Below are 14755 nucleotides of genomic sequence, written 5' to 3' on the forward strand. Positions count from 1 at the left end.
CCTCATATGGTACCACCGACGGCGTCAGAAACGGTAACTCAAGCGGAAGTAGACGAACCCGCCGTTGTAGTCGTACGGGGAACTCTCGGGCTGTGCGTTACCCTGGCCCGAAGACTCCGCCTCGACGGCGCCGGGCGAAGTATCGAACAGGTTCTGCACTCCGGCGCTCGCGGTGTATCCGCCGGCGAAGTCGTAGCTCAGTTCCGCATCCACCAGGAAATCGCCGCCCCAGGAATCGAGGCTGGCGCAGCCGGCGCTCTGGAAACGGCAGGCGTCCCAGCCGGCAAAATAGCTTCCCCGGGCTAGCAGGCGCCAGGCGCCCCAGGCATGGTCCCAGGTAGCCGCGATGCGGTGCGCGGGGTTCATGTCTTCCAGTTCGGTGCGGCGGCGCATCGACAGCAGGCTGACGGTCTGGACTTCGTCCAGCTGTGTCCCAAGGACTTCGCTGACCGTAAACGGGGGCGAGAAGTCGTCCAGTTCGGTCCGGGTCCAGTTCCAGGCCAGCGTCAGTTCGCTGCTTCCCCCGAATGCTGCGAAAGCGTAGTTCAGGGACACGTCGAGGCCGGTGGTCGTGGTGCCGAAATCGTTGGTCAGGAAGTTGATGGTCGTCACCTCGCTTCCCGCCGCCAGGCCGCTTTGCTCCAGCAGCAGCGCGATCTGGTCGGTAATCCGGATATCGCCGGTCGGCGAAATGCGGTCGTCGATTTCAATGCGGAAGAAGTCGGCCCTGATGCGGGCGTCCGCGGAGAAATCCCAGGTCAGCCCCACTGAAAAGCCGACCGAGGTCTCCTCCTTCAGCGGTTCGCCGCCCAGCGCCCGGGCCACGGGATTCGTGGGCGGGACCTTGCCGACTTCCCGCAATCCTCCGAGACCGCCGAATGTTGTCGAAAGCACCGATACGTTCGCCTGACCGGGCGAAGGTGCGCGAAAACCGGTGCTGGCCGTCGCGCGCAGGGCGAGATCTTCGGACGCCCGCCACAAGGCCGAGAGCTTGCCGTTGACCGTGGTGCCGAAATCGTCGTAAAAGTCCTCGTAACGCAGCGCAAAGCCCATGGTCAGGTCGGCCGTCAGGTCGGCCTCCAGATCGACGTAGGCCGCGTAGTTCGGGCGGTCCCACTTGCCCGCATTGCGCGGATTCAGGCCCTGGAATCCGTTCGAACCGATGCTGAAGGAACCGGCGATGCGGCCGTCGGCGTAGGGCCCGACGCGGTACGAGTCCGGATCGCCGGCCACCGTTTCGAATTCCTCGCTGCGCCACTCCAGTCCCGCGGCCACGTTCAGCGGCGAGTAGAACGCGCCGACCTCGAGCGGATAAACGGCGTCCAGGTTCACGTTGGTCTCGTTCTGTACGTATTCGCGCGGCTTGAAGTCGGTGGGCGTCTCGGGCCCCAGCGACGCGTTGATCGTGTTGCGCATGAAGAACGCGACCTGGCTTTCGGCGCCTGAAACGCTCAAATCCCAGCTCAGGCCGTTCAGAAATTCACCGCGCAGCCCCCCGGTAAGGCTGAAGTCGGTGATGTCGGCCCCGAAACGGGGCGTAAAACCGCCGGGGAAACGCTCGTTGAAGAGAAAACAGGAACCCCGCGTGGACTGTACGAACGCGCTCACGGCGCTGAAGTCGGCCTCCAGCCCCGGAACGGCCGCCAGGCAGTCGATCGCGTCATTGGGGTTCAGGTCCGCGACCAGGCGCCGCGAGCCGGTGCGGAAAACGCCGTTGCGCGCCGCGCTGCCCCCGGGAGCGCGGAAGAAGAAGCCGCCTTCCGACGTGCGCGTCGAATAGTTGCCGAAGGAGTAGAGCTCGATCCCTGACGGCAGTTCGGCGGCCATGTTGTAGAACGTGGTGATCGCATCGTCGATGACCGGGTTGCCCCAGATCTGGGCCGGCTCGGCAACCGGGTAGCCCTGCGCCGCCAGCGCCGAGGCGTTGGCCCGCTGGACTGCCCGGACCGTCGGGTCCAACGTCTTGTACTCCGCGCTCAGATTGAGGAAACCGGCGGCGCCCAGCGGCAGCCCGACATTGCCCGCCACTTGCGTCAATCCGCCGTCGCCCTCGTAGTACTCGCCGTAGCGGGCCTCCAGCATTCCGCCCTCCGAACTGTTCCTGAGCTGAAAGTTGATTACTCCCGCAATCGCGTCGGACCCGTACTGGGCCGAGGCGCCGTCGCGCAGAATCTCGACACGGTCGATCGCGATGGCCGGGATCACGAACAGGTCCGGCCCCTGCGAGCCGGAATTGAGCGAACTGCCGAGAAACGCAATCACGCCGGAGCGGTGACGGCGCTTCTCGTTCACCAGCACCAGCGCCGAATCGGGCGGCAGGCCGCGCAGGGTGGCGGGCCGCACCAGGGTCGCTTCGTCGTCGATGCCGTGCCGCTGCACGTTGTAGGACAGCGTCGTGTTTCGCAGCAGATCGTCAAGATCGGTTGCGCCCTGGTTCATCAGGTCCTCGCCCGACACCACGTCCACGGGAACCGGCACGTTGTCCAGGCTCGCGTCCTTGCGCCGGGTTCCGACCACGACGATTTCCTCCAGCACGGGCGTCGAAGCCTCCTGCTCGCCCGATGCGGGCTCCTGAGCGGCAGCCCCGGGCGCGCCCACAAAACAAACCGCCGATGCAAGGAGAACCTTGCGTATACAGGTATTCATTGCGCTGCCCCCGCATTCATTCGCCGGCGCATCCTAGCAGATACCGGGTTTCCGGAGAGCGAGGACATGTCCCTCGCGGCGTCCCGCCTTCGCGGAGGACGGGACGCCTTCGCCCCCGGGGTCAGGTCGCGGGTTGCGGGATACCGTACTCGCGCAGCGTCGCCTCCATCGTGGGCCGGCCCAGCCGGATCCGGCTGTCGCTCAGGAGGTAGGAAAACACGAAGCCGGCGCCGAGCATCATCACGCCGATCAGGAAGCAGTAGAGCACGGCCCGGTCGGGATACACGTCCTTCAGGTAGCCTACGTACACCGGCCCGGCAATGCCGGCCGCCGCCCAGGCCGTGAGGATGGCGCCGTAGATGGTGGACATCTTCTTCGGACCGAAAACGTCCAGCACAAACGACGGCATGGTGGCGAACCCGCCGCCGAAACACAGCAGCACATAGCAGACCAGCGCGGAAAACACGATGGGATTGGTTTCGGTCATCAGGATACCGAACACCACCATCTGGCTGGCCAGCAGGATCCGGAACACGGCCACCCGTCCGATGCGGTCGGACAACAATCCCCAGAACAGGCGTCCCACGCCGTTGCACAGGGAGCTCACGGCAATCAGCGTTGCGCCGTATTCGGCAAGTATGGCCGGTTCGAGCGAAGGATCGGACAGCCCCCAGACCTCCTGCAGCAACTCCGACTGGAAACTGATCACGGAGATGCCCGCGGCGATATTGAAGAAGAAAACGATCCAGAGTATGACGAAAGCCGGGGACCTGATGTACGGCCACACCGACTCGGTCCCGCCGGCGGCGGATGCCTGCGGCGCGGACGGAGTCCCGGGCGCCGGCTCCGTTTCCGGGGGATTGCTCAGGAAGAAGCTGCAGGGAATCAGTACGCAAGCGAAAATCACGCCCAGCCACACAAACACCAGCGACAGGTCCTGGCCCGCCTGCAATACGAGCAGGGGCGCCAGGCCCTTGCTCAGCAGAAAGGCGCCCACACCGAATCCCATCACCACGATGCCCGTAACCAGTCCCTTGCGGTCGGGAAACCATTTCGCGACGGTAGCGACCGGCGTCACGTATCCCATCCCGATGCCCGCGCCGCCGATCACTCCGTAGCCCAGGTAGAACAGCGGAATCCAGTCCAGGTACAGCGCGAGGCCGCCGATCAGGTATCCGACGGAAAACAGGGCGCTGCCCAGCAGGGCCAGCCGCCTCGGCCCCTGCCGCGGCAGCGCCTGCCCGGCCCATGCGGCCGAGACGCCGAGCGTAAAGATCGTGATGCTGAATGCCCATGCGGACTGGGTAAACGTCCAACCCGATTGCCTGACCAGGATCGTCTGAAAGAAGCTCCAGGCGTAGACCGTGCCCAGGCACACCTGCAGCGTCGTGCAGAAAAGCGCGATGACGGTCCGCGGCAAGCGAATCGTTTTCATCGTTACGCCAGCGGCGCGGCCTTCAGGGACTCGGGTTTGGGCCCCTTCCGGGCAACGTACAGGAACAGGCGGGCCAGGTGGCCGGCTTCATCGTCCCGGCCCAGTATTTCCCTGTCCGACACCGCGCCTTGGTCCTCATCCCTGGCGAGATCCACCGCGTAGGCCAGCAACTCGCCGAGCGGCCGCGCCGCCAGGTTGACGAGCCAGATCGCGGCCAGTACGCCGAACACCAGGATTCCGGCAACAAGATAAATCTGCTGCCCGATGGCCCGCTGGATCTTGAGCGCCACCACGTCCAGATCCATGCCCACATGAACGGTCCCGGCCACCCCGGCCAGGATCGGGCTGCCGACTTCCACGAAATAGCCCATTCCCGGAATTTCCCGCTCCACGGGTTCGGTGCTGCGATGATCGCTTTCGAGAATGGCCTCGGGTATGCCCGGCACAAAGGTATGCGCGAGGTATTCGCCGGTTTCGCTGGTGATGTAGATGTAACGGATCCCCTGAATTTCGATGAACTGGTCCACCAGCGACTGCAGGGTGGCCATGTCGCGGTTCAGGAGAATGTCCACGCTGGAGTCCGCCACGGTCTTGGCGATGTTCCTGCTGTTGATCTCGTACTCGGCCGACAGCTCCGTATTGACCGTATAGACGCAGAGGGCGGACGTCGAAAAAACGATCACGCCGAAAACGGCGAATATGCCGAATCGCGTGCGCCGGAATAGTTTCTCGATTTTCATGTCATGCAAATTTGGCTTGCCAATCCTGTAAAGTGACGAAACGGCCGTCCTCGACGACCGTGTAGTAAACGGTCTGCAGTCCCTGGCGCCGGTCCGGCCCGAACGAAACCGCCTCGCCGACCCCGAGATCGAAATCCCTCACCGAAAAGACCGCTTCCTCCAGCCTTGCCCGATCGACCTCGCCGTCCAGCCGGCTGAGTATTTCCGCCAGCAGCTTGGCGTTGAGGAAGCCCTCCAGGCTGCCGAAACTGTAGGGGAAGGGCGCGTACTCCTCCTTGACCAGTTCGGGCGGAACCTGTGGGTCGTAGCGGGCCATGAGTTCGCGGTATTCGCGCACGCAGGGCAGCGACAGGTCCTCGTAACTCGGAACGACCTGGGAATTGACCAGCAGCCGGGTATAGGCCTCGCCGTCCTCGCGCCCCTCGGTCAGCAACTTGAGCATGTTCTCGCTGCCCACGAAGGACAGGTTGGCGATGGGCACATCCAGTCCGAGGTCGACGGCGTCACGGGCAAACGCTGCGCAGGCCGCGTAGGCCCCGATGCATATGACCGCGTCCGGCTCGGCCGCCTTGAGGATCTCGACCTGGCGGCGCATGGTGCCGGTGAACGGCGCGCCGCGGCTGTAGGTGGCTTCGCCGGCGATGCGCAGACCGTGCGGCGCCAGGGCCGCCCTTACGCCGGCCCAGCCGCTGCGGCCGTAGGCGTCCGCCTGGTAGAAAACGGCGATGCGCTCCTTGCCGATGCCCAGGAAGTTGTTGACCAGGCCGGCGGTCTCCTGCGCGTAGGAAGCCCTGAGGTTGAAGGCGAAATCGCCGTACGGCGGCTGCCTCTGCGGCTGGGCGCCGGTGAAGGGAAAGAACATGAAGATGTTTTCGTCCTGGAATTTCTTCAGCAGCGGCAGCACGCGCGTGACGGTAGGCGTTCCCACGTAGCCGAACAGCAGGAAGACCTGGTCCTCCAGCATCAGCTTCATCGTGTTTTCCACGCACGGGTCGGGCTGGTAACCGTCGTCGTACATCTTGAGCACAATCCTGCGGCCGTTGATGCCGCCGTTCTCGTTCACCCGGCTGAAGTAGGCGCTTGCGCCGCGGTAGAGTTCGGTGCCCAGCCCCCGGGACGGCCCGGAAAACGCCGCCGATACGCCGAGCACGATCTCGCCGGCGTACTGCGGGCCGCCGGAGCCGGTGTCCGCCGGATCGGTGTCCGCCTGGAGGAAACGGCTCGCCGTCCCGCCGAACACCCTTCCCCACGGCGCCAGAACGGCGGCCGCCAGTCCGTAACGGATCAGCTCCTTTCTCGTCAGCATGAACGAATCCGGCGACGCGCTGTCAGGAAACTCCCATATTCCACAGTGGGACCATCAAGTCTGTCTCACGGTCCGGTCGCGGGCGGCTCTGCGCGCATTCAGGAATTCCTCCGCTTCCCTTAGCCGCTTTGCATCGGGGTTGATGCGCTTGCCTTGTTCTATGTCCTCGGCCGCCTTGCTCAGGCTCCCGGTCAGGGTATGCAGCACGGCGCGATTGGAGTACGCATGCCAGTTGTTCGGCTTCAGCCGGAGTGCCTCGTTGCAGTGCTCCAGCGCCTCCTGGAACTTGCCGCCCATCACGTAGCCCGCGCAAAGGTTGTTGTGCGCGGATGAGCGCGTGCGAATGCTGTGGGCTGTTCCCGCCGGCGAACGCAATCCCTCCAGGGTCAGCCGTATACCCTCCTCGAAGTCGCCCAGGCGCAGCGCCAGGGCCCCGTCGGAAAGATTCGGATCGGCCCCGAACACCGACTGGGATGCGGAACTCTGCCCCACCGCCGGCCCCGACGCCAGCATCATGGCGCTTGAGAGGCAGACGAGGCATGCGCGTATCGATACCGACATGTCTATATCTTACGCTGCCTTCGGGTAGATCTCCGACAGCGGCCGGCTGCGGCCGTCCGGCTGAACGATCCGGCAATGCTCGCGGCGCAGCAGCCGCGGCTCGGCGACACCGCAGGAATGCGCGATGATCTTCAGTTCCTCCTCGATCCGGCGCTGGTAATTGGCCACGCTCACCGCCTTGGTGGGCGGATCGAGACCGCGTTGCAGCCGCCGGTTGTGGGTGGTGATGCCCGTGGGGCAGGTGTTCTTGTTGCAGCGCATCGCCTGTATGCAGCCCAGGGCGAACATGAAGCCCCTGGCGGACACCGCAAAGTCCGCCCCCGCGCACAGTGCCCAAGCCACCTCCGTGGGCGTGATCAGCTTGCCGCTGGCCACCACCCGCACACGATCGCGAAGGCCGTGGCGCTCAAGCGCGTCCACCAGCATGATCAGGCTCTCCCGCAGCACCATGCCCACGTTGTCCATGAGCGGCATCGGGGCCGCGCCCGTGCCGCCGTCGCCGGAGTCCACGGTAATGAAATCGGGCGCCGCGTCCGGCCCGCGTCGGTTGATCAGTTCGAACAGCTCATCCAGCCACTGCGGATTGCCGACCACGGCCTTGTAGCCGGTGGGTTTGCCGCCCACGTCCCGAACCCTGGCGATCAGGTCCAGCAGTTCCCCGTTGTTGCTCACCTCGCGATGGCGGTTCGGGCTTACGGCGTCCTCGCCGGTACGGATACCGCGGATGCGGGCAATCTCGCCGGTCACCTTCGCGCCCGGCAGGATCCCGCCCTTGCCGGGTTTGGCGCCCTGGCTCAGTTTGATCTCGATCATTTTCACCTGCGGGTTCGAGCCGACTTCCCCGAGGCGTTCCTCGCTAAGCGCGCCATCGGGCGTGCGCACGCCGTTCTTGGCCGTTCCGAACTGAAACACGATGTCGTTGCCGGCCTCCAGGTGCCAGGGCGAGAGCCCGCCCTCGCCGGTGTTCATCCAGCATCCGGCCGTCGCCGCGCCCTTGCCGAGCGCCGTGACCGCCGGCCTGGATATGGCCCCGAAACTCATTCCGGAAATGTGAAAGATGCGGTTGGTCGTGTAGGGATTGGGACCGTCCGCGCCCACCGTCACCTTCGAGGTGTCGCGGCATTCCTCGTCCAGCAGGCCGAAGGGCGCGTTGGCGAAGATGGCCGTGCCCGGCCAGCGCGTTTCGCGGGTCGAGCCGAAGGCCACGGTCATGGAGCCGGCGCTGGAAGCCCGGCCGACCCAGTTGCGCTGCGCCCGGTTGAACGGCATTTCCTCCCGGTCCATCGCGAACATGTACTGCCGCATGAACTCGCCCATGACCTCGAAAATCCGGCGGAAACGGCCGATGACCGGGTAATTGCGGCGAACGGCGTTGGCAGTCTGCGCAAGGTCCACGATCAGCAGCACGAACAGCGCCAGCAGCGTGGTCCCGACCGCAAGAAGAAACAGGCGCGTCAGGAGTTCGACGGCCTGATCAACGAATTCCATCATGCTCAACCCCCATGCGGCCACCCGGTTTCGGAAGGGGCGGCCTGGTGTGCTGTCCGACAGCACACAGTGGGCCTGGCAGGATTCGAACCTGCGACCAAGTGGTTATGAGCCACCTGCTCTTACCACTGAGCTACAGGCCCTCCGAAGGCTCGAAGTATAGCCGCACCAGCGTTTTTAGCCGGGTCGCCCGACCCCGCTGCCGCGGCTCTAGCGCCGGCGTTTGCGCCAGGAACCGGGTCCGGTGTTGCCCCTGATGGGATAGGAGTGCGGAAGCACGGCCAGCCGGGCGAGATGCTGGCGCTGCGGATCATCGGATCTCGCAGCTTCCAGCAGTTCGCTCCATACCTTGGGCCGGTCGGCGAACCGGGCCTTCAGAATGCTACCCGAGTGGGGGGCCAGGCCCTGAATGTCGCCGAAGTTCAGATTGCGCACCGGTTCTCCTTCCTGGCCGGCGGCGCCCAGCCAGAGCGACGAGAGCGTGTGCTTCTGCTGGGCGTCCTGTGTGAGCCAGGTCATCAGCGCCGCGCCGAACACCTGCTCCGCGGCCTCGTTCCCGAGCATGCCCCGGTCCTCTCCTTCTTCGCTGTCACGCACCGTCTCCGCCTTCTCGACGGCGCCGCGGGTAACGGTAACCAGCAGCAGCGGCACGCTAGCCACCAGATCGCGCTGCGAATCCGTCAATGCCCTGATTTCGCGGCATAATTCTTCGGGAAGCCCATACTTGCTTTCGGCTGCTTCACCGTCAAGTTGAGCAATCAAATCGACAAAGCGACGGTTGATTTCGAAGATTTCTTCCAGTCGCTTTCGTTCTTCTGATTCGTCTGCCATTCGTTACTCCTTGCGGGTTCGACATATTGTCGTTGTTTTTCTTTCCTTTACTATTGAGACAAACACCGCGTTCGCGATCAACCCCGAAAAAGTGGCCTGATTGTCCAATTTTTCGATTGCAATCGCGGTTGGAATTCGGTAGAAAGCCTGCCCCATGCGTGTAACGCAAAGCCGTTATGACGGTGAACTGGACCGCTTCCATCTGGCCATCCGCATGCTCGGATTGCAGGCCCGCACGAGCACAATCGGACGGTACACGGGCCTCTCCAGCGACCGCATACGCAAGGCCTATGTCAGCTATGTGGCCGAGCATGGCAAAAACAGGCTGCCCCGGCGCAAGCGGGGCCGGCCACCCAGCCGCGTGGCCCATTTCTTCAAGACCCGCCACCGGCATTGCGAATCGACCGTCCTGGTTTCGCTATTCATGCACGCCGGACTGCTCGTGCCGGACGGCCCGGCCCGGTGCAGGGTGCCGGGTTCGCTGAGCCTTCTGTCGCAGGGGCGCCGCCTGTGCGACGCCTACGAAATGCACCGCCGCATGATGCCCGGCGGAGAAATGTCGCTGGAACTCGCCGCCACCCTGCTACGCGCCCTGGGGGAGACGCACGAACTTGTGATCACGGAGTGCGATTACTGCGGCGCGTTATATGTCCATGACGCGTACGCCCTGGACTATGGGCGCAGCCCATTCTGCGATCCGCCCCGGCCAGCTGGCCGGGCGCGGTATCAGCAGCGGTAGCGGCCCCAATTACCCGGCCAGTTCGGCCACGAAAGCGTCGAAGCTGCGCAGGGGATGGCCGACCGCCTCCTGTGACGCGGCGACCTCGGCTTCGCTGGCCGCGGGGCCATGCGCCTGCTGGGCCAGAAACATCTTCTTGAGCGAATCCAGCAGCCAGGGCGCGAGAAAGGCCTTGACCGACTCGCCCCATTTCTCCACGTCGTCGCCGCCGTAAAAGACCTCGCGCCCGAAGTGCCTGGCGTAGACCGCCGCCGCCCCGGGACCGCTGATCGTGTCCGGGCCGTGCAGGTCGTATTCGGCGCCGTTGTGTCCGTCTTCCGTCAATGCGCGCACGGCGCAGTCGGCGATGTCGCGCGTGTCCACCCGGTTCTGGCCGATCGTCCCGATGGGCATCGGATAGACGCCGAAGTCCTTGACGACGCGCACCACGGACAGGTCGGTCTGGTTGAAGTAACTCGGGCGCAGGATCGTGTACTCGGCGCCGCTTTCCCTGATCGCCGCCTCGATGGGCAGTTTGCTGCGGCTGTGCGGAATCGGGGGCTCCTGGTCCGGGTTGTGGACCGACAGGTAGACGATCCTTCCGACGCCGGCCGCCTTCGCGGCGTTGACGGCGTTCAGGCCGCGTTGCGTCTCCGTTTCCCCGTTGGCGGTGATCAGGAAGAACCGGTCCACGCCGTCGAAAGCCGCGTCCAGGCCGCTGCCCGTTTCCAGGTCCGCCACGGCCCCTTCCGCGCCCTCCGGAAGGGCGCCCAATTTGTCTTCCGAGCGGCTCAGCGCGCGCACCGTTTCACCCGAGGAAAGCAGGGCCGCCACCGTCGGGCGGCCGACATTGCCGGTCGCGCCGGCTACGAGAATGGTCATATGAACAGGTTCCGTCTGACTGAAGAAATTCGCGCCGTACATGTTATAAACACGGCCGAAGCATCGCAAGGAATGAGCACCCTGACCGATATTGAAAACCGGGCCGGACTCGCCCGCATCACCTGCGGCTGGAAAAAGCCGGAACTGCCGCTTTCCTGGGTGCGCCGCTACTGGCGGGACGTCCATAGCCCCGCCATTACACGCCGGGCCGGAATTTACGATTACCGGCATTACCAGTACGACGAGGTCGATTCCGCGCTGTTCGGCGCCGTCAAGGGTGTCGAACTCGATTGTCCCCTCGGCGAGCGGCTCATGTGGAATTCGGACGTCCGTTACCTGGACGAGGCCGGCCTGGCGGCCTTCGACGCCATGCCGCCGCCCGAAGTGAAGCCCCACCTGCTCGGCGACATCGATCTGATCGTGGAAAGGAGCACGACCTATCGCGCCGTGGGTTCGAATGCCCTCACCCTGGTGGACCGCACGGCCGACGCCGCGCCCCAGGGTCCGCCGGCCAAACCGGCTTACGCCCTGTTCATGCGGCAGCGGGCGGACGAATCCTCTTTTCGGGCATGCGTCCGGACCCTGGCCCGGCGCTGGTCGGAGTTCGATGGCGTGCTGCGGGTCCGCATGAGCCTGTTCGAAGTCCCGGACATGGAGGCCGAGCGCAAGGCCGGTTATCCGATCAAGACACACCCGACGGAGCAGCAATACCAGGCCACAATTGAAATCGTCTTGAGCGAGCGGGAGGTGGGCCGGGATCTGCTCAGTGACCGGGTCGGCGTGGATTGGGCAGGCCCGATCCGCACGATTCACGCCTATCCGGTGGCGGCCTGCTACACCAGTGTCTACGCCGGCCGGCCCACCCTCGTCGGGCTACGCGGATATGCCGCCCACCAGGCCATCGGGGCGCTGGGCGCGGACAACCAGACGGAACCCGGCCTGCTGGAATGGATGTACGGGCCCGTGGCGAGCGATGGCACATCCGGAGAGGGCGTGTGAATCTCACGGTGGCCGAACGGCTGGTGGCGTTTGCCCGGAAACATGCCGGCGACGGCGTTCCGGACGATGTCCGCCACGAGGCGAAGCGCCTGTTGCTGAATCAGCTCAAGGCTTCGGTGGGCGCGACCGATCACGAAGTGGTGCGCATTCTCAACGACTGGGCCGGCGCGACCGGCGGCGAGGGCAATGCGCAGGTACTGTGGCTGGGGACGCGCATGGAGCCGGCCCGCGCGGCGATGGTGAACGGCGCCCTGTTCGAAGTGCTGGATTTTCATGACACCTACATTCCCTGCTACATGCACGCTACCTCCGCGGTACTGCCCGCCGTGCTGGCGGCGGCACAATCCGGCGGCAACAGCGGGCGTGACGTGGTGGACGCGCTGTCGCTGGGCATCGAAGTGGAATTGGCCTGCGCCCGGGCGCTGATGCCCACCGGCTACTACCGCGGTTTCGTACCGGCGGGACTGACGGGCGGGGTCGGCGCGGCCGCCGCCTGCTCGCTGCTGGCGGGACTGGACGGCCAGCGCATGCGCAACGCGCTGGCCATCGCCATGTGCACGGCCTTCGGCACTTACGAGTCGGTGGGGAGCATGACGCTGTCCTACATCACCGGTGCGACCGCCATGTCGGGACTGACCGCGGCCGAACTGGCCGGGCGCGGAATGGACGCGCCCGCGACCGCCTTCGAAGGCGACAAGGGAATGCGCGAGTCGTACTCGGACGAACCGGCCGGGAAAATCGAAGAAGTCCTCGATTCGCTGGCGGACCCCTGGTGCATCCACGGCCAGAGCTACAAGTCGGTGCCCACCGAAACTATCACCCACGCCCCGATCGAATGCGCGCTCGCATTGCGGCCGAGGGCAAACGGCCGGAAAGTGGCGCGGGTGCGCATCCTGGTCGAGCCCATCGTCGTGGACATCTGCGACGAACGCATGGAGCGCTTTGGCGATCCGCACAGCGAACTCACCGCGCGCTTCGACCTCTGTTTCTGCGTCGCGGCGGCCTGGCGGCGCGGCCGCTTTACGCTGGACGAAATGCGCGAGCCCGCCTACACCGATCCCGATATCCTGGCGCTGCGCTCACGCATTGAACTGGTGCGCGACGAGACCCGCGAGAGTTTCGACGGCTGCTCGATGGAAATCGAGTTCACCGACGGCACGACCGAGTCCACCTCGGTGGATGCGTTCCTCGGCAGCCCCGGCCGGCGGATGAGCGACGACGAACTTGCCGGGATCTTTCGCGCCTCGGCGGAACCCGTATTGCCTGCCGGCCGTGTCGATGAAATTCTTGCAGCGGTCTGGGACCTGGAATCCGCCCCCGACATCGACGGCATGATGTCGCTGTGCCGGCTCGCCTGAGCCGCTTGCCATGACGACCCTTTCACTGCCCGGCGGAGAAACGATCTGGTACCGGCGCTCCGGCAGCGGTGTTCCGGTACTGCACATCCATGGGTCGGCGTTCGGGCACCGCAATTTCGAGCGCCTGACGCCCTTCGTCGCCGACGACTTCGAGGTCATCGATTTCGATCTCCCCGGCTATGGCCAGAGCTCCGGCGCGCCGCGGGAGGGCGGTCTGGAAGGCGTTGCCGATCAGGTGCACGAGTTCATCGGGGCGCTGGAACTGGCGCCGGTGCACGTGCACGGGACTTCCTTCGGCGCGATGGTGGCCCTGATCCTTGCGGCGAAGTATCCGAAGTCGGTCGACCGGCTGGTGCTGAGCTGCTTTCTGGCCCGCTACGACGGCGCGGCCCGCATGATGCGCGCAACCTGGAGGCGGGCGGCGCGCGATAGCGGTATGGCGGCCGTAGCGGACCTGACCGCCGTGGCCGGTTTCGGGAGGGCGTTCTATGAGCGCCAGGAGGCCGAAGCGCAGCTCGCCTCGATGCGCGAGGCGTTCAGCCGGACCGACGTGGACGCGTTCGTGCGCGGCACGAAAACCCTGGAACAGGTGGACTTGAGTCCCTGGGCGCGCCGGATCAAAGCGCCCTCGCTATTGATCGCGGGGGAAGAGGACAACATGACGCCGTTCAGCCCGGCGGGAAGCGGGATCGGCTTTTCCTCGATTCGGCAGATGATCCCAGGCTGCGAACTGGTCGTTCTTCCCGACTGCGGCCACTACCTGGTGATCGAACAGCCGGAAGCCACGGCGGCCCTGGTCGGGAAATTCCTTCAGGCCGTCCCCACGGTCAAACAGGGCGGTCGCCCTTGATCGTGACGCGCCGCCCCTTGCGCCGGGCGGGCCGGTAGTCCCAGATCGCCCGATGCATCGCGCAGCGGTTGTCCCAGAAGGCGACGTCGTTGCGTTCCCAGCGATACCTGATCTGAAAGTCGATGCCTTCGCAGTGATCGAAGAGGAATCCGAGCAGCGCTTCGCTCTCGGCCGCTTCGAGTTCGTTGATCCGGGTCGTGAACGTCCGGTTTACGTAAAGCGCCTTGCGGCCGGTCTCCGGGTGCGTACGGACGACGGGGTGAGTCGCGCTTGGATATTCCTTGCCGGTATCGTCCACACCGCGATCGGAGTAGCGCTCGCGGTAAACGTGTTCGGATTCGTGCAGGGCGCTCAGTCCTTCGAGAATCCGCTTCATCGGCTCCGATAGAGCGTCATAGGCCGCGTACATGTTTGCGAAGAGCGTGTCGCCGCCCACCGGAGGGAGGATGTGCAGTTGCAGGATCGTGCCGAGCGGCGGCACTTCGTCGCAGGACACGTCGGAGTGCCAGAATTCGCCGTTGGCGATCTTCGAGTCCCTGCTCACGTAGATTTCGAAGATTTCGGGATAGCCCGCCATCTGAGGGGCGGCTGGGTGCATGTGAAGCTCGCCGAACATCCTGCCGATCCCGATTTGAGTTCGCGGGGAAATCTCCGTCTGGTCCTTGAAGAACAGCACCTGGTGCGCGAGCAGGGCCGCGCGAACCTGCTCGTACGTCGCGGGATCGAGGCCGTCCGCGAGATCGACGCCCCTGACTTCGGCGCCTAGCGCGGGCGCGTATTGCCTGATGTCGAGCGCCGGCCCGGCGCCATCTGGGGCTGTTCGCGCGTTGGAAAAGCGTTTCGGCATATGCGATATGGTAGCTGCGCTTCGGTCCCGCCCTGCTGGCGCCCCCTTCTTCCTGGAGACGCCATCCTGGCTCGATTCTCGCTGTCCTTGCTCC

The 14755-nt window shown here is 65.1% G+C and carries 13 protein-coding genes and 1 tRNA gene; 4 read left to right on the forward strand and 10 right to left on the reverse strand.

The features are described from left to right. Positions 1-24: 24 nt before the first annotated feature. The 8 genes from F4Y72_09960 to F4Y72_09995 all read right to left on the reverse strand — a co-directional run bounded on the left by F4Y72_09960 (position 25) and on the right by F4Y72_09995 (position 9007). Positions 25-2646: a TonB-dependent receptor gene (locus tag F4Y72_09960; protein MXZ28613.1), complete on the reverse strand. Its 2622-nt coding sequence runs from the start codon at positions 2644-2646 to the stop codon at positions 25-27. Positions 2647-2767: 121 nt separating this feature from the next. Continuing rightward, on the reverse strand, positions 2768-4081 hold the full coding sequence (locus F4Y72_09965; GenBank protein ID MXZ28614.1) for an OFA family MFS transporter: 1314 nt from the start codon (positions 4079-4081) through the stop codon (positions 2768-2770). Positions 4082-4083: 2 nt separating this feature from the next. Beyond that, a complete protein-coding gene (locus tag F4Y72_09970; GenBank protein ID MXZ28615.1) occupies positions 4084-4821 on the reverse strand; it encodes a hypothetical protein in 738 nt (245 codons plus the stop codon). 1 nt (position 4822) lies between these two features. After that, a complete protein-coding gene (locus F4Y72_09975; GenBank protein MXZ28616.1) occupies positions 4823-6127 on the reverse strand; it encodes an ABC transporter substrate-binding protein in 1305 nt (434 codons plus the stop codon). Between the two features lie 54 nt (positions 6128-6181). Next, positions 6182-6688: a tetratricopeptide repeat protein gene (locus tag F4Y72_09980; GenBank protein ID MXZ28617.1), complete on the reverse strand. Its 507-nt coding sequence runs from the start codon at positions 6686-6688 to the stop codon at positions 6182-6184. Positions 6689-6697: 9 nt separating this feature from the next. Beyond that, positions 6698-8179, reverse strand: coding sequence for an FMN-binding glutamate synthase family protein (locus F4Y72_09985; GenBank protein ID MXZ28618.1), 1482 nt, complete (start codon positions 8177-8179; stop codon positions 6698-6700). 67 nt (positions 8180-8246) lie between these two features. Next, positions 8247-8319 (reverse strand) — tRNA-Ile (locus tag F4Y72_09990). Between the two features lie 67 nt (positions 8320-8386). Then, positions 8387-9007: a hypothetical protein gene (locus F4Y72_09995; GenBank protein ID MXZ28619.1), complete on the reverse strand. Its 621-nt coding sequence runs from the start codon at positions 9005-9007 to the stop codon at positions 8387-8389. A 154-nt stretch (positions 9008-9161) separates the two neighbouring features. Here F4Y72_09995 and F4Y72_10000 point away from each other — a divergent pair, with 154 nt between their 5' ends. Continuing rightward, on the forward strand, positions 9162-9746 hold the full coding sequence (locus F4Y72_10000; protein MXZ28620.1) for a hypothetical protein: 585 nt from the start codon (positions 9162-9164) through the stop codon (positions 9744-9746). 9 nt (positions 9747-9755) lie between these two features. Here F4Y72_10000 and F4Y72_10005 read toward each other — a convergent pair whose 3' ends face one another. Beyond that, positions 9756-10838 (reverse strand): NAD(P)H-binding protein, encoded by a 1083-nt coding sequence (locus F4Y72_10005; protein ID MXZ28621.1) that lies wholly within the window; start codon positions 10836-10838, stop codon positions 9756-9758. Here F4Y72_10005 and F4Y72_10010 point away from each other — a divergent pair. The 3 genes from F4Y72_10010 to F4Y72_10020 are packed head-to-tail and all read left to right on the forward strand — an operon-like array spanning position 10767 to position 13814. After that, positions 10767-11606 carry a hypothetical protein gene (locus tag F4Y72_10010; GenBank protein ID MXZ28622.1) on the forward strand — a complete coding sequence of 280 codons (840 nt, stop codon included), beginning with the start codon at positions 10767-10769 and terminating at the stop codon, positions 11604-11606. The genes F4Y72_10005 and F4Y72_10010 overlap by 72 nt on opposite strands. Further along, complete coding sequence (locus tag F4Y72_10015) at positions 11555-12964, forward strand: MmgE/PrpD family protein (GenBank protein ID MXZ28623.1); 1410 nt, start codon at positions 11555-11557, stop codon at positions 12962-12964. The genes F4Y72_10010 and F4Y72_10015 overlap by 52 nt, the downstream gene beginning before the upstream one ends. 10 nt (positions 12965-12974) lie before the next feature. Next, complete coding sequence (locus tag F4Y72_10020; GenBank protein MXZ28624.1) at positions 12975-13814, forward strand: alpha/beta fold hydrolase; 840 nt, start codon at positions 12975-12977, stop codon at positions 13812-13814. On the opposite strand, the gene F4Y72_10025 is transcribed toward F4Y72_10020, so the two are convergent. Beyond that, the gene (locus F4Y72_10025) at positions 13792-14661 is read right to left on the reverse strand and encodes a taurine dioxygenase (protein MXZ28625.1); all 870 of its coding nucleotides are present in this window, start codon (positions 14659-14661) and stop codon (positions 13792-13794) included. The genes F4Y72_10020 and F4Y72_10025 overlap by 23 nt on opposite strands. Between the last annotated feature and the right edge of the window lie 94 nt (positions 14662-14755).

The organism is Gammaproteobacteria bacterium, assembly GCA_009838035.1.
Lineage (GTDB): Bacteria > Pseudomonadota > Gammaproteobacteria > Steroidobacterales > Foliamicaceae > Foliamicus.